The 16,551-nt window shown below is 42.6% G+C and carries 12 protein-coding genes; 8 read left to right on the top strand and 4 right to left on the bottom strand.

Going from position 1 to position 16,551, the window contains the following annotated elements:
- Positions 1 to 25: 25 nt before the first annotated feature.
- The 3 genes from MTO98_RS23270 to MTO98_RS23260 are packed head-to-tail and all read right to left on the bottom strand — an operon-like array spanning position 26 to position 2,054.
- Positions 26 to 832, bottom strand: coding sequence for a sensor histidine kinase (locus tag MTO98_RS23270; RefSeq protein ID WP_243481377.1), 807 nt, complete (start codon positions 830 to 832; stop codon positions 26 to 28).
- Positions 816 to 1,481 carry a hypothetical protein gene (locus MTO98_RS23265; RefSeq protein ID WP_243481376.1) on the bottom strand — a complete coding sequence of 222 codons (666 nt, stop codon included), beginning with the start codon at positions 1,479 to 1,481 and terminating at the stop codon, positions 816 to 818. The genes MTO98_RS23270 and MTO98_RS23265 overlap by 17 nt, the downstream gene beginning before the upstream one ends.
- Before the next feature lie 24 nt (positions 1,482 to 1,505).
- The gene (locus tag MTO98_RS23260) at positions 1,506 to 2,054 is read right to left on the bottom strand and encodes a hypothetical protein (protein ID WP_243481375.1); all 549 of its coding nucleotides are present in this window, start codon (positions 2,052 to 2,054) and stop codon (positions 1,506 to 1,508) included.
- Positions 2,055 to 2,464: 410 nt separating this feature from the next.
- Between MTO98_RS23260 and MTO98_RS23255 the strand changes: the two genes are divergently transcribed.
- Complete coding sequence (locus MTO98_RS23255; protein WP_243481374.1) at positions 2,465 to 3,013, top strand: inclusion body family protein; 549 nt, start codon at positions 2,465 to 2,467, stop codon at positions 3,011 to 3,013.
- Between the two features lie 96 nt (positions 3,014 to 3,109).
- Here MTO98_RS23255 and MTO98_RS23250 read toward each other — a convergent pair whose 3' ends face one another.
- A complete protein-coding gene (locus MTO98_RS23250) occupies positions 3,110 to 4,270 on the bottom strand; it encodes a hypothetical protein (protein WP_243481373.1) in 1,161 nt (386 codons plus the stop codon).
- Between the two features lie 313 nt (positions 4,271 to 4,583).
- On the opposite strand from MTO98_RS23250, the gene MTO98_RS23245 reads away from it, so the two are divergent.
- The 7 genes from MTO98_RS23245 to MTO98_RS23215 all read left to right on the top strand — a co-directional run bounded on the left by MTO98_RS23245 (position 4,584) and on the right by MTO98_RS23215 (position 16,443).
- Complete coding sequence (locus MTO98_RS23245; RefSeq protein WP_243481372.1) at positions 4,584 to 7,082, top strand: glycoside hydrolase family 9 protein; 2,499 nt, start codon at positions 4,584 to 4,586, stop codon at positions 7,080 to 7,082.
- Between the two features lie 4 nt (positions 7,083 to 7,086).
- Positions 7,087 to 8,661 carry an AGE family epimerase/isomerase gene (locus tag MTO98_RS23240; RefSeq protein WP_243481371.1) on the top strand — a complete coding sequence of 525 codons (1,575 nt, stop codon included), beginning with the start codon at positions 7,087 to 7,089 and terminating at the stop codon, positions 8,659 to 8,661.
- Positions 8,662 to 8,690: 29 nt separating this feature from the next.
- Positions 8,691 to 10,664, top strand: coding sequence for a hypothetical protein (locus MTO98_RS23235; protein WP_243481370.1), 1,974 nt, complete (start codon positions 8,691 to 8,693; stop codon positions 10,662 to 10,664).
- Between the two features lie 681 nt (positions 10,665 to 11,345).
- Positions 11,346 to 11,765 carry a hypothetical protein gene (locus tag MTO98_RS23230; protein WP_243481369.1) on the top strand — a complete coding sequence of 140 codons (420 nt, stop codon included), beginning with the start codon at positions 11,346 to 11,348 and terminating at the stop codon, positions 11,763 to 11,765.
- A 3-nt stretch (positions 11,766 to 11,768) separates the two neighbouring features.
- Positions 11,769 to 12,731 carry a membrane bound O-acyl transferase family-domain-containing protein gene (locus MTO98_RS23225; RefSeq protein WP_243481368.1) on the top strand — a complete coding sequence of 321 codons (963 nt, stop codon included), beginning with the start codon at positions 11,769 to 11,771 and terminating at the stop codon, positions 12,729 to 12,731.
- A 526-nt stretch (positions 12,732 to 13,257) separates the two neighbouring features.
- The gene (locus MTO98_RS23220; protein ID WP_243481367.1) at positions 13,258 to 13,845 is read left to right on the top strand and encodes an RNA polymerase sigma-70 factor; all 588 of its coding nucleotides are present in this window, start codon (positions 13,258 to 13,260) and stop codon (positions 13,843 to 13,845) included.
- Positions 13,846 to 14,259: 414 nt separating this feature from the next.
- Entirely contained in the window at positions 14,260 to 16,443 is a 2,184-nt protein-coding gene (locus tag MTO98_RS23215; RefSeq protein ID WP_243481366.1) for a TonB-dependent receptor, read from the top strand.
- The last annotated feature ends 108 nt before the right edge of the window (positions 16,444 to 16,551 follow it).

Below are 16,551 nucleotides of genomic sequence, written 5' to 3'. Positions count from 1 at the left end.
CCTTGTTTTTGAGTTGTTATTGTGGTTAAATGGTAATAGCCCGGGGTATACTGATGTTAATATAATATCCTTCGGGTTTGTAATTAAACGATACCTCGCCTTTCAGTAAAATAATACGGGTTTGAATAGCCTTCAGGCCAAGCCCCTGTTTGTTGAATTTTAACTCTTCGTATTGTGCATGGCTTAGCCCGTGGCCATTATGAAAAATGCTGATGTTTAAAGCGCGCTTGTTGTAAACCGATGTAATATGTATTTTTTGCGGCCTTGCATGTTTAAGTATATTGTTCATCAGCTCTTGCACCATGCGGTATATGCTGATATCATTTTCATTGGTTTGGGCAGTGTATGAATCATCAAGATCAGTAGTGATAAATATGAGGTCGTTATTGGCAATTTTTTCGGTAAAATGCCTGATGGCTTCGTTTAGTCCAAACTCTTTCAGAATGCTTGAATGAAGGTTGTGCGAAATGCCGCGCACCTGTTTAATGGCCATATCAAGCAGCTCCTGCCCCTTTTCATATCTCGGCTCGTTATTTTTATCAATAACATTAATTTTTACACCCTGTAAATGCAGTTTCGAGGCCGATAGAATGGCACCTACCTCATCATGCAGTTCTTCGGCTATTCGATGCCGTTCTGTTTCCTCGCTGCGTACTGCCGCTTCAATCAGTTGGTTTTGCTGGGTTTGATGTAGCTTTTGTATCTTTTGCTGGTACTGGTATTTCTTACGCTGAAAAAATATAAAAATGAGCAATATACTCGCGAATAAAGAAAGCATAACCGCAATGCCCATAAAAAGCAGGAGCCTGATATCGTCATTCGTTTGTTTCATATAACCCCTTCGCTATAAATACACATAAAATGGTATACGTGAAATTGTGGATGTTCCACAGGCTTATGGCAAAATTATGCAGGCGTACGGTGAGTTCATTGTATAGCAGAAAGATAAAAAAGTTTATCGTATAATAAATACCCAGCCCGGTAACTATCCAAAAATCGGGCTGTTTTTTTCCCGGTTCTTCATCTTCGGTTATCTTAAACAGGTAGTACTGCATACAATAAAACATCATAATTATTGCCTCAAATGATAGCAACCTGCTACTTAGCTGCCCGTAATCAAAAAAGTTTTGATAAAAACTGAAATTGATAAGTGCAAACCCTAAAAAGATATATGGCGCTATCCTTTTTGTTTTTGATAAAAACTGCTGATTGAGTTTTATAAAAAAAGAGCTGAACAGTAACAGCCTGATTATAGAGTGAACATTATATAAGTAATTATTTGTGTTATAAGGACGCGGTAATACCGTTTTAAGTTTCCATACTACATCAATAGTTACATTAATTATCAGCGCTGCCCATAAATAGGTAGCCACCGGTTTAATAAAAGCCGGCTGCTTTTTCTTTAAATAAAGAATGGCCAGGGGAATGAGCAGTGCCCAAACCTCCGACCAGTCAGATATGCCTTCAATAAGCTGTTCCACTTTGCAGCAATTTTTTTATCGCCATTACATTTTTGCCGGAGGTGAAGGATTTGAATCGATATCCTTGGTGTCTGAATCGGCGTAATTAATGAGCTTACCATCTTTAACCAGGCCTATTGCGTAAACAAGGTGCTGGTTTGAACTCATTATCTTGGGGGTAAAAACCAGGTAGTCGTAAACGCGTTTTTTTCCGCTGTCGGTAGATATTACAGCTATTATTGCTTTTTTAGTAAGATAGGTATTACCTAAAACCACCGGCCCTGTCAAGTTAACCACGGTGTCTTTGGCGATAGCTAATGTATCGGGATGCAGCGGGTTAAGGTAGTTTCCTGCGGTATCAAGAATATAAGATACAAGCTGATATGGTTTTTTAACATCATCAACCCGGGGACTATAAAACTGAAAAATGAAACTATCGGTTGTTGATGAGTCCAGCCAATAGTTAACCTGAGCGGCTGTGTACTTTAACTGGGCAAATTTGGTAGCCTGCTTGCATGATGTCATGGCTAACAACGAGCAAATGAAGCTTAGGGCTACAAGCGGCCGGGAAAAATTAAGGGGTCGTTTTTTCATGATATTATAGGTTAATATGTGGGTAATATAGGTTGTATTATTTGTATTTTATGTATATAATATAAATTATATATGTGAGAAATTATTTATACTAATGTGAAATTTTTTCTCAACTTTAATTGTTGGTTTCTTTGATTTTGTGTTGATTTTCTTATGATTCAAAGTTAGGATGTGTGAAATTGTGTGAAAGGGTATTTTTATGGTTTAGCTACGTATAAATACTTATTTTATTTATACGGTATTTTATCTCTAATAAGGCGGTTTAAATAAGCGGAGGTTTGTATTGTGATAAACGAAAAAGGAAAACCGGTTAAGAAGCGCTTCGGTCTTTTTCGCTTTAAGCAAAGGAGCTAACCCGAAAATCCTTTAAAGAGTAGGGGCATTTATTTATCCTAATAACCCTTTTAGTCATGGCAATTAACAGTGAATTTCTCTCTACCTCACAAGAGATCATCAACATCCAGGTAGTGATTGATACCGATGCAATTACTACCGATTATCCAAATCCAAGCCAGGATCCTAACAATCCTACCGGCCTGCCCCACAATTATATGTACATGGTTGCAACCCGTGGCAATACCATTACCGGCTCGGGCACCCCCGACTTGAGCATTAAAGCTGATGTGGGTGATATTATACGCTGGTATGCAGTATCGGAGTATGGTAATTTTGACTCTTCTGTAGTGATTTACAAATTAGCATGGTATGCTCAGGATGTAGTATTTAGCGGCGAAACTTTCAGCGTATATAATCGCTCAGGTATTTTGCCTGCCGATGGCACTGCACTGCCTGTTGGTTTCTCCGATCAGAATTTTTGGTTTAACCAGGCTACTGTGGTTAAAAGAGGCACAGAACAATACAACGTTCAATTTGCACTTTATGTACGCCAAAGAGATGTTGCCAACCCGGTACTGTTTGGTTACTACTACTGGGACCCAACCGTTGTAGTGCAAAGCTAACCCTGCATAAACCTGAATTTTAATAGCAGGCATAAACCCGGTTTATCATTGTATATGATACCGGGTTTATGCCTGTTTTGTGTTAAAATGCTTTGCTTATTTTGTTTTATCGGTCCCCTCTTTATTGTCGCCTCCATTGGATGTATCGGCTGGTCTTTCATTTCCAATAGTGGTTGAGTCATGTTGCTCGGTAGGCTGGTCTTTGGTAGGTTCGGTGGCTTTTAACCCGGCGTAGGTGCCTGCACTTATACCCATCATCAGTAAAATATTGTTATCAAAATCGGGCAGTAAATTTGATGACACCGTTTTTTGTATAAAGATCAAACCAAATAAAACATTGAACAGCACGTTTTGAAGGCGTTGGATATTGATGCTGCTCCTGTCAGACAGGATATCGTGAAAAAAGCCTTCGCTATGCGCTTTAGGGTCAATATCAGTTTTGGTTTTCTGGTCGTTTTCAATAACCTTACCTGTAGCCATGGTGGCAGCGCTAATGCCCAAAATGGCCAGCAATGATCCCGGAATATCGGGCAGCGCCCCGGTTTCATTACATATATATAGATATGAAAGGGAGAAAATCACCGTCCAGTACAAAAGCTGTGTGCGGCTTAGGCTGTAGTATAAATTACTGTCGTCCTTTAAAATATTGTTCTTGAAGCCCATTGCCAGGAACCCGCCCATCACAACTGCTATAATCCATACCCAAACCCTGCTTATTTTTTGTTTAACCTCAAGTTGTGTTTTGATCAGGCCTTTGGTTATATAGCCGCCCGAATAACCCACAGAAAGATACACCGGGATACGTGCTTTATCGATAGATTTACTGGCCAAAAACTGAACGGCAAGGTTTTGTACCGATTCGTCTATTTTAAAATAAATTATCTTTTCATAGTCGTTACTGCTCCAAAAAGCTGTTTCACCCACTTTTATATCATCTATATAAAGCGTTTTAAAGGAGTCAATAGGAAGCTTGGTTTTTATCCTGATAGCTAAGATCTCGTTAAGGCGGGCCGAATCTTTTCGTCCGCTTAAATTGGTTATGCTTATTATTGAATCGGGGAGGAGGGTGGTTTTAGCAGCAGAATCTATTTTAGGGATAGCTGTTTTTACGCTGTCGCCCGCTCCCGTTTGGGCGCTTGCACCTATCGGAATTATAAGCAAACATGCACCCGTTGCTAATTTAAAAAGCTGTTTTTTAAAAAGCTGACGTAGCAGCTGCAATAAAACTATTACAGCAAAAAATAATAATAAGGCCATTGGTTTAGTGATTGTTGCCTACTCTTTGATCCCTTTTTTGGCACACAGGTATTAATCGGTAATCAAATTTAATTAATTAATGAACAAAATGAATACCCAATGGCAGGTATTTTTATTTTTAATTAATTGGTAATTAGTTGCTTGTGGTGGTATTTGATGGCTTTAAAAACGGGGAGTTTTAAATGTAAAATGGTTGTTGCCGTATAAAATCAGCAACAAAAGGTTAATATATCATTATACCACGCAGTTGCCGCAGCGTTACTTTTAGCCGTGCAAAAATCTTATTGCATATTACCGGTTAACCATTATCCACATGAGAGCTAAATTTACCTTCGTTGCCATTGTTGCTGCCTGCTTTTTATTTCCGCACTTTTTGCATGCCCAGGTCAAACCTGCCGGCAATTTAATGAAATTGAACGCGCAGGAGTATCTTGAATATAAGGGCGTAAATGTGATGCTTGCCCATGATTTTTATCCCGAAGGGCACCAGGGTGGGGTAGGCATTATCCAAAATGGGCAGCGCGTGGCAACCAATGGCGATATCAGGCTTGAACCTACTCCGGGCCAATGGTCGCCCATACCAAAAGTTGGCAAGCGGGTGGTAAACAAAACTACTGGTGAGGTAAGTGTGCGCATGGAGTTTCCAAACCCGGATATGAACCGTCACGGCTTCAATCCCATTATTTATCCCGACCTGAATTTTGCTTATAATATCCGTGTGGTGCCAGCAGGTAAAGCATTCAGGATCATTGTTGATTTAGATAAGCCCCTGCCTGATAACTGGATCGGTAAGATTGGTTTTAACCTGGAACTATTCCCTGGCATCCTGTTTGGTAAATCATATTATATGGATAAGCAGTTCGGTATCTTCCCTCAACAAGCCAACGGACAAACTTATACTGATAAGGAGGGCGAAACCCAGGTAATGCCCATGGCCGAAGGCAAAAAGCTTACCATTGTACCCGAAGCCGACCTGCAGCGCATGACCATCGAAAACCTGTCAGGCGGTAACCTGCAACTGCTTGATGGCCGGGCTAAGCACAACAACGGCTGGTTTGTGGTACGCTCATTGGTTGCCAAGGGTGCCTCAAAAAATGCGATAGAGTGGCTGGTAACACCAAATGCGGTAAACGGCTGGCAATCGGAGCCCGTAATACAGGTATCGCAGGTTGGTTATCATCCGGCACAGCAAAAAATAGCGGTAATTGAACTGGATAAAAATGATAAGAAAGTATTGCCGGTATCGCTGCTAAGGGTAAATGAAAACGGTGGCCTTACATCGGCCTTAACGGCTACACCCAACAATTGGGGCGATTTTTTGAGATACCATTACCTGCAATTTGATTTTACAAAGATCACCAAACCGGGTATGTATGTGGTAAAATATGGCGGTTATCAAACGGAGCCCTTCCAGATCAGCACCGATGTATTTAAGAATGATGTGTGGCAGCCAACGCTTTCCTATTTTTTGCCGATACAAATGTGCCACATGCGCGTTAATGAAAAATACCGTGTATGGCATGGGCTGTGCCATATGGATGATGCCCGGATGGCCCCAATTGATTCTAACCATTTTGATGGATATATTCAAGGGCACAGCACGCTTAACAAATATAAACCGGGCGATAATGTGCCTTTCCTTGACCGCGGTGCCTGGCATGATGCAGGTGATTTTGACCTGAGAGTTGAATCGCAGGCCGAAACGGTGCATGGACTTACATTAGCTTATGAGGCTTTTGATGTGAAGTATGATAACACCACCATCGACCAAAAAAACCATATTGTAGAGATTCACCAGCCCGATGGCAAGCCGGATATGCTGCAGCAGATTGAACATGGTTTGCTGGCAATAACAGGCGGCTACCAGGCTATGGGCCGCTTTTACCGCGGTGTTATCGAACCAACAATCAGGCAATACACCATTTTGGGCGATGCCGCCAATATCACCGATAACAAGCCTTTTGTAACTAACGCCGCCAACACCGATCCGGTATTGAAAACCCCTGCCGCGGCTGATGATCGATGGGTATTTACGGAGGACAACCCTGGCCGTTCATTAGAGACTGCCGCAGCGTTGGCCGCCGCCAGCCGCGTGATGAAGGGCTATAACGATACACTTGCCACACAGTGCCTGCAGATAGCACAGGAGGTTTGGAAAAATACAGCCGATCAAAAATTATCTCATCGTGTAGCATTAGCCGTCGAATTATTGATCACTACCAAAGATAAAACCTATGCCGATTATTTGGTTAACAATACCGATGCAATAGCTAACAGCATTGATAACACTGGTTGGCTGGTTGGCCGTGCCATGGGGTTGATCAGCGATGTAAGCTATCATAATAAAATAACCGAAGCTGTGAAAAAACTGTACGCAAAAATTCAGCAGGAAGGAACCAAAACTCCTTATGGTGTACCGTACGAACCCAATATTTGGGGAGCAGGGTGGGGCATTCAGAATTTTGGGTATAAACAATACTTTTTATATGCCGGTTTCCCGTCCGTTTTCAGCGATACCTATATGCTTCATGCCATTGATTTTGTGCTGGGCTGTCATCCAGGCTCTAACACTGCTTCGTTTGTGTCTGGCGTAGGTTCAAGATCAATGACTACAGCTTACGGCTTTAACCGGGCAGATCGCTCGTATATTCCTGGCGGTATCACCTCCGGTACGGCGCTTATTCGCCCGGACTTTCCTGAATTGCTTAACTGGCCGTACCTGTGGCAGCAGGGCGAATACGTTTTAGGTGGCGGCACAACCGATTACCTGTTCCTCGTTTTGGCGGCCGATCATGTTTTAAATAAAAAGTAAGCTTATGAAATTGAAGATCAGTTTACTTTCGGCCTTGATAGGTACCGCATCTATAGTATTTGCTCAAAACGGTAAGAGCGAAAAGCAGGAGATAGCCCATGAAATGCAAAAATCAATGGTTGATGAACTGCTTAAACCCTGGTACCCCGCGGCTATTGATACTGCCGATGGTGGCTTTTTGAGCACATTTACTTTTGATTTTAAACCCACCGGTAACCAGGATAAAATGATTGTGACCCAGGCGCGCCATGTTTGGAGCAACAGTAAGGCCGCGGAGCTTTTCCCCGGGAAAAAATATTACATGAAAGGGGCCCGCCACGGCTTTGAGTTTTTACGGGATAAACTTTGGGATAAGCAGTACGGCGGCTTTTACATTTTTACGGATAAACAAGGCAACCCGAAACAGCGTGGTTTTGCGCCTAAGGAAGCATACGGCAATTCCTTCGCCATTTACGCGCTTGCTGCTTATTACCAGGCATCGGGCGATACCAGCGCATTAAACCTGGCTAAGCAAGGTTTTTGGTGGCTGGAGAAACACGCGCACGACCCGGTTTATAAAGGTTACTACCAGCACATGCAACGCGACGGCACACCTATTGTAAGAGATGCAACCATAAAATCAACTGCGGAAACCGGTTATAAAGATCAAAATTCATCCATTCACCTGCTGGAATCGTTTACCGAGCTTTATGGTGTATGGCCAGATAAACTGCTCAAAACCCGTTTACAAGAAATGTTGCTGCTGGTGCGTGATAAGATCACAAACGATAAGGGTAACCTCATCCTGTTTTTTCAACCGGATTGGACACCGGTTTCCTATCGCGATTCGAGTTTGGCGGTTTATAAGCAGCACCATAGTCTTGATCATATTTCGTATGGTCATAATGTGGAGACTGCTTACCTGATGCTTGAAGCTTCACATGCTTTAGGTATAGAGGATGATGCTAAAACCTTGCAGGTCGGCAAAAAGATGGTCGACGATGCACTGGATAACGGTTGGGACAATAAAGTCGGCGGTTTTTATGACGAGGGTTATTATTTTAAAGATAAACCCGGCCTTACCATTACCGAGGATACCAAGAACTGGTGGGCGCAAGCCGAGGGACTTAATACACTGCTCATCATGGCCGCTAAATACCCGCAGGATAAGCACCAATACTTTGATAAATTTAAAACCCTTTGGCAGTACACGCAAACATACCTCATTGACCATGAACATGGCGACTGGTACCAGGGTGGTATAGATAAGCAACCTCAATATAAAACAGCCCTAAAAGGGCAGATCTGGAAAGGCACTTACCACACCTTCCGTGCGTTGATGAATTGCGTTATGCAGCTTGATCCTGATAAAATACCGCCTATTGCACCGAAAAAGGTGAAATTTGTTAAAGCTACCGGTACTTTAACATGGCAGGCTTCAACCGATAATAAGCGGGTGCTGGGGTATAATATTTACAGCAACGGTAAACGAATAGGTTTTACACCACTTAATTATTTTATGGCTGGTAAAGAAGTAAAAGGTAAGTTGACTGTGCAAGCTATTGATTTGGCCGGGAATCAGTCGGTTTTGAGTAAATGATCTAAATTAAAAACAACAACTCTTCAGTAATGGTACAGGTAAATAAATCGATCATCAATTATAAAAACCTGTTATTGGTTTTGTTTTTTCTTGGACTTTTTGCCCGGGAGGTATCTGCACAAACAGAAGTTGAGCCCTGGGGTAATATCACCGGTATCCGGGTAAAAGGACAGCTGTTTGAGTTTGAAACCAGTTTGCGGGTTGCCGGTAAAGATTGGAAGAAGCTGCACGCTACAGCCAAAGAAGAGCAAACGCCCAAATACCATCGGGAAGGTAAAACACAATTGGTTACAACCCGGATTGATAGCCTTTATTTTAATGAGCGGGTAGCCGATGGAGAATCAGGCAGTGCCATTGTGACTGTTAATTTTATACCCCACGCTGATACTGCGCTTACTGGTGTTTATTTTGTGGTGCGGATTCCCAAAGGGGATTATACCGGCGCTTTGATAAAGGTAGATAAGGGTTGGGTTAACCCGAATACCTTGAAAGCTAACACGGGAAATGAATATCTTAACGGCAACACGCAATCTGTCGAAATAAAGTCATTGAACCGCTCGCTTAAACTCACGTTAGATGAAGCAACGGAAGTATCGCTGCAGGCAGATACCGGTAAATTGCACAAAGGTGATTACCTGCTGTACCTGCCCATTGCGCAAGGGGATATCAAAAAGGGACAGGGCATTGTTAAAACATATAACCTTGCAGCATCGGGCAAAATTGATAATGCGCCGGTTGCTTTGAAAATCAACACACTGCAAAGCGGAAGGCTCTTTGCCGGTTTCGGTGGTAATTTCAGGATCCAGAATCCCAAAACCGATCCGCAGGTGATTGACTACAGTCTGAATAATTTGCGCGTTGCCTGGAGCCGGGTTGAAATGCCCTGGCGCTTTTGGCAGCCCGAAAAAGATAATGATCCAACCGAAAACGCAAAACACAACAAGCTGCACCCCGCAGTTCAAAAAGCCATGGAAATGGCGCAACGCTTAAGTAAAATGAATATCCCGGTGATCCTGACGGCATGGTCGGCACCTGATTGGGCCATTGAGGGTAAAGCCAGGTTCAGGCACCAGCCTGGTGAACCCTGGGGCAACCCGCTCAATTACAATAATATCGATGCTGTTTATAAATCCATTGCCGATTATATTGTTTACCTGCATGATGCCTATGGTGTTGATGTGAAACTTTTTTCGTTTAATGAGTCGGATCTGGGTATCAACATCCGTCAAACCGGCTTGCAACATGCCGATCTGATCAAAGGCCTCGGCGCTTATTTTGTATCAAGAGGATTAAAAACCAAATTGTTGTTGGGTGATAACTCTGATGCCACTACCTACGAATTTATTTACCCGGCCATGGCCGACCCGGCTGCACGTCAATATATCGGTGCTATTTCCTTCCATTCGTGGCGGGGATGGGAAACGCCGATACTGCAAAAATGGGCCGATGCTGCTAAAAAGATGAATGTAACGCTCATAGTAGGCGAGGGAAGCATTGATGCTGCGGCATGGAACTACCCGGCTATTTTTGAAGAACAGACCTACGCCCTTGAAGAAATTAACCTGTATACCCGCCTGCTGGCCATCTGCCAGCCGCTTACCATACTGCAATGGCAACTCACTGCCGATTATTCGCCTCTTATCGGTGGCGGAATTTTCGGTAGCAATGCACCATTAGCACCAACCCAGCGCTTTTGGAACCTTAAGCAATTAGCCTCCACACCCGAGGATGTTTACGCCATGCCTATCAGCAACAATGGCAAATACCTTTCGGTGGCAGCCCTCGGAAACAACGGCAAACATACCTATGTTGTGCACATAGTAAATAATGGTGCAACAAGGCTGGTTACCCTCAGCGGTTTACCTCAAACAGTAAAGAGAGGTGTGTTGTATTTGACAGATAAAGGGCATCAAATGGAGAAAACCCCGGTTGCGATAAGTAACGGCGTGGCTAAGTTTAAAGTAGAAGCTACAAGTTACGTGAGTTTGGTAGTGGGAAAATAGCATTCGGTTTTTAAAGTCTGCGTTGTGCCGAATTGATTCCGGCATCCCACAGGGCAGGCAGCCCGCTTTGCTTTGCAGGTGAGGTGTTGAAGCAAGTGAGGTGTTAAAGCAAGGCCAACATGACGGTGGCTTTTAATTATGTCATAGGTGCGCCTCTGCCATAGCCGTTAACTTAAGAGAGTAATTTGGCGTACGCCTTTTAAAATCCCCTCTCGAGAGGGGGAGCGGTGGAATGAGTGGTAGCAGGGGTGTGTTATATAAGCGATAAGCCGCACATAGAATAACACATCCCTCCACCCCTCTCGAGAGGGGAATCGCACAATCCCACGCTTTTTTAAGAGTTTTTTTGCCTTAAGTTAACGACTATGGTGCCTCTGCGCGCAACCATTCGATAGGTTGCTATCAGTTTATCTTTAAGTATTTGATTATTAGTCTGTTTAAAATGCTCATCAGCGTATTGTATTCACGCAAAGGCGCTAAGCCGCGAAGGTTTTTCTTAGCGCCTTCGCGGCTTTGTGCGCTTATATAAATTGCGGGTATTTATCAGCTATGTATCAGTTGTCATCTGGGATGCGATCGTTTATGCGCAAACAAAATTTACTCATGGTGGTTAACTTTATTTGTTTTATTTATATTTCAGTATTTTTTGAAAGTTCAATAAAATAGGTATATTTGTTCATTATGAACATTCAAGCGTTTATCCGTGTTGCTGGTCTCGCTCAAATCGCTTTGGTGGTAGGGAGCCTTGCTATTCCTCGTATCCTTAACTGGCGCGGCGAGTTAGCAAAAGTTCAAATCCTCATTAAACAAATGTTTTGGACGTATGCTGCATACATTCTGGTCATTAACCTGTGTTTTGGCCTCGTTTCAGTATTTTGTTATAAAGAATTAGTTGACGGGGCACGGCTTGCCTTATTGCTTACCGGATTTATTGCTGTTTACTGGATCTCGAGGGTATTGATCCAATTCTTTTATTTCGATAGGCAGGCCTTTCCGAAAGGGTTTTGGCCGAAGCTGGGTGAAGTAGCACTTGTTACGCTTTTCGTTATCCTGAGTATTTTGTACAGCTGGGCTGCGTATTTCAATTATATTCATAATTAGGTTATGGGCATCGTATTATTTCAGATAACCTGCTTCGCGGCAATTAACCTGTTATTGGTGTTGTTGGGCTATGTGTTTGTAAAACGCGAAATGATTTGGCCGGCATGGTTAGTGATGTTACCGGTAATACCTGCCATATATTATATTTTTATTCACGCCCATCCGGTGTTTAAAATGCTGGGTATTATTGCAACCACTTTTACTTGCATGAAAGTGATCACCGCAACTGTTGATTATAGCGGTAAAAACCATAAGCTTAAATTTATACCATGGCTTGCCTTTGCAGCAGGCTGGGCGGGCATGCGGGCGCAACCCTTTGAAACACTTGGACAGCAGGCCTTGCCGAATGCCTGGGCTATGATCAGGTTTGGCATCAGCAGGGTTATAGGTGGTTTAATGCTTATTTTACTTGCGCACGGTATAGTGGCATTGCGTTTTGATGCAGGCTTAGCTTATTTTTTGGTAAGCCCTTTATTGCTGGTGGCTTTGAGCCTGATATTACATTTTGGATTACTGAGCATAGGGGCAGGGCAATGGCGCTTAATGGGCGTTAATACGTATTACCTGTTCAGGCAGCCTGCTAAATCCATGACCCTTACCGAATTTTGGGGTAAACGCTGGAACCTTGCTTTTATTGAAATGACCACAATAGCTATTTTTCGTCCGCTTCGGGGTAAAATAGGTAAGGCCGGTGCTTTGGCTGTAGCGTTTTTATTTTCGGGCTTGTTGCACGAGCTGGCCTTAAGTGTTCCCGTTAACGGTGGCTATGGTTTACCTATGCTGTATTTTGTTATTCAGGGTGTTGTGTTATTGATTGAGAAGAGGCTGATCAGCCGCAATGCAGCATTTCTGAAACATCCGGTGCTGGCAAGGTTATGGGTTTTCTTTTGGCTGGTAGTACCTATGCCTTTATTGTTTCACGCGCAGTTTATCAAGTTGGTGGTGTGGCCGCTGTGTGGGTTTTAATTGATTTCTGAATTTAGCGAATTGGAGAATAAATTGAATTAGCGTTTAATTCTGTAAACCCTGGTTCAGATAGCGCAAGGGGTAGGAGCGGGTACTGACCGGAGCGGATAGCCCGGGCCGCAGGCAACGCCATTACCTTAGTTTTAAATAAGCGAGTATCTATTAAAATCACTCCCCAATTAAATTACACAATAAACACCTCCATTCAGAATTTCGTTTATCAGATATATTATAATAAATCATACCTCCCTGTTCTTCATAACGATATTTTACCCCGTCCGGCAGCAAAAAATATTATTTTGTGTCAATTTTTGGTCAATATAAATGGGCCTGAAATTGAGATATCTCGGGATAAAATCCCTCCTTATATACTGTAAAATCAACATTACAGCTTTATTATATCATTGTGTCAAAGCAGCATAATAAGGGTTTATGTTAAAAGTATTACAATTGATGACTTGATAGTTGCCTTAATTATTTTGAGTTTTGCTGATCATTTAACATTAATTGCCACGTTATTTAACAAATGAACGATTTTACCAGGCTGACTGAGGAGGATTTGTTGGGGTTGCTACAGCAGGATAAGCTTAGTGCATTCAGGGAGATCTACCAGCGATACTGGAAAAAGCTTTATGGTGACGCTTATAAACGTTTAAAAAATAAAGAACTTTGCGAAGAGGTTGTTCAGGAGATATTTTCAAACCTCTGGCATAAAAGGCATACACTGCAAATTAATACTACAATCGGCGGTTACCTGCACCTTGCAGTTTTAAACCAGGTGGTGGATCAATATCGTAAGCAAACTATCCGCGCAAAACATACCGAGGCGCTTAAATTATTAAGTACCGAAACCGATACCGGAACCGAAGACACGATCATGCTGCGCGATCTTACCCATACCCTTGAAACTGAAATAAGTCATCTTCCTGATAAATGCCGCTCGGTTTTTGAGCTAAGCCGTAAGGAGTTTAAAACCAATAAGGAGATTGCCATGCAATTGGGAATTTCGGAAAAAACGGTTGAAAACCAAATTACCAAGGCACTTAAACGATTGCGTTTAGGCCTAAGCCACCACATGCTTTGGGTAATAGCTGCGTTGCTGCACAAACTTTAATATCGTTTTTTATAAATCATTTTCAAAAGCCGGCAATAATTAAATAGCTTTGGCGTGTGAAAATTATTTGTTTCATTTTGTCTTTATACGTTATTGTTCTTTCGGCGAGACCATGCTGTAAGGATAACGACTGTGTTGCCATAAACAAAGAGAAGGCAAGTAAACAGGTACCTGATCAAAAGGAGTGTTTTGGTTGCTCGCCCTTTTTTACATGTGGAGCATGCGTTGGCTTCGTAACCGGCAAAGTTGTAGTTATTAGTTTACCGTTGGTTATGGAAAGTGTAACTAACGAATATGCTGTTTATCGTCAACCCCGTATTATCAAAATTTCTTCCTCTATCTGGTTGCCCCCTAAATTAAGTTGATACCAGGCCACCCGGCTCATTTTTGTATTTACTTAATTATAACAACATCATGAAAAAACTCATTGTGCTTTTTATAGCACTGCTTTATAATACCATAACATTTGCTCAAAATACATTTAAAGCCATTATTAAAGATGGTAAAACAAAAGAACCGCTAACCGGCGCTACCGCTTTAGTAACCGGGACAACTAAAGGTGCGGCTGCCGATACTAACGGAATGGTCATCATTAACGATGTTCCGGATGGTAAACAAATTGTTCGTTATAGTTTTATCGGGTATGAAACCCGGACAGATACCGTTATTTTTCCCTTAAGCGGGTCGGCACCTTTGGTTGTTTTTTTAAAGCCCGAAAAAGAAGATGGAGAAAACCTGGCCGAGGTTGTGATTGGCGCAACCCGGAGCAGCCGTACCATCGCAAACATCCCTACAAGGGTTGAAGTGATCTCGGGCGAGGAGCTGGATGAGAAAGGGAATATGAAACCCGGCGATATCCGCATGATGCTGGCCGAAAGCACCGGTATCCAAACACAGCAAACCTCGGCTACAAGTGGTAATTCAAGTATCAGGATACAGGGACTGGATGGCAAATACACACAGATAATCCGTGATGGCTTTCCGCTATATTCCGGTTTTTCGGGAGGACTTGGCCTGTTGCAGATAGCCCCGCTTGATCTGAAGCAGGTGGAGGTTATTAAAGGTTCATCGTCAACGCTTTATGGCGGCGGCGCTATTGCCGGTTTGGTAAACCTGGTATCTAAAACCCCAACCAATGAAAGGCAGTTAAATTTCCTGTTAAACGGCACATCGGCTTTGGGGCTCGACGCCAGCGGATTTTATTCGGAAAAGTTTAGCAAAACAGGAGTAACTGTTTATGCAGCTTACAACCACGGCACGGCGTATGACCCTTCAGATATTGGCTTGTCGGCCATTCCCCGGTTTAACCGCTATACTTTTAATCCCAAATTGTTTTTTTACTTGAATGATCGTACAAAGCTGATAGCCGGTATAAACTCAACTATCGAAAACAGGATTGGCGGCGACATGCAATACCTGCAGGGCCACGGAGACGCACTGCATTCATATTTTGAAGAAAATAAAACTGGGCGTTACAGCTCGCAACTGGAGCTTGACCATAGTATTAACGATCATGAAAAGATCACAGTTAAAAACAGTGTAAGTTATTTTGACCGCAGTATTAACCTGCCCGCATATAAGTTTTCGGGTTCGCAGGTTTCATCCTACAGCGAAGCCAATTATGCGTTTAACAGCAGCAAAATCGATTGGGTTGCCGGTTTAAATTATCTTACCGATAAGTTTACCGAAAATAGAAACAGCGCTTTTGCTTTGCGAAGCTACAATTACAATACCATTGGGGCTTTTGTACAAAACACCTGGAATGCCACCGGAAGCTTCACCTTAGAGTCGGGCCTGAGGGGGGACTACCATAATAAGTACGGATTCTTTTTATTACCAAGGATTTCTGGCTTGTATAAGATAAACACTCATTTTTCGACCCGCCTGGGCGGTGGCCTTGGTTACAAAGCTCCAACCGTATTTACCGAGGATGCTGAGCGTATTGAATTCAGGAACGTATTGCCTATTGACGTAGCCAATACCAAGGCCGAGCGTTCATACGGTGCTAATTATGATATTACTTATAAAACGGGTTTGTTTGATAATTTGATGAGCCTGAGCATTAACCAGCTTTTCTTTTATACCCGTATCGAGAAGCCCATATTGCTAACCACACTTGCTGATGGCAATTTGCAATACCTGCAGCCCCCCGGTGATTTGAATACCAAAGGTATTGAAACAAATGTTAAACTAACTTATAACAATTTTAAGCTGTTTATTGGTTATACCCTGGCAGATGTAACCCAACACACAGGCAATAACATAGTTAATTATCCGCTGGTATCACGTAACAGGCTTAATAACGTATTGGTTTACGAAATAGAAGACAAGCTAAAACTCGGGGCCGAAGCTTATTATTTCAGTCCGCAGCAATTGAATGATGGCTCTGCAGGCAGGGGATATTGGACAGCCGGTTTTATGGCCGAGAAGATGTGGAAGCATTTTTCGCTGTTTGTAAACTTTGAGAACCTGACAGATACCCGCCAAACCAAGTTTGGCCCCATATATACCGGGAGCATTAGCGATCCGGTATTTAAAGATATTTATGCGCCTTTAGATGGTTTTGTGGTTAACGGTGGTATAAAATTGAAATTGTAAGACCCTGTTTTTCTGTATTAAACAATGCAATAACACCGTTGTGATATTTTTTAAAAAAAAATATCACAACGGTGTAGGGGGTACACTATGCTCCATACGTCATGTAAA

It is taken from the genome of Mucilaginibacter sp. SMC90 (assembly GCF_022811725.1).
GTDB lineage: Bacteria > Bacteroidota > Bacteroidia > Sphingobacteriales > Sphingobacteriaceae > Mucilaginibacter.
The sequence above is the reverse complement of the archived record's forward strand: the minus strand, read 5'-3'. Positions and strand labels throughout refer to the sequence as shown.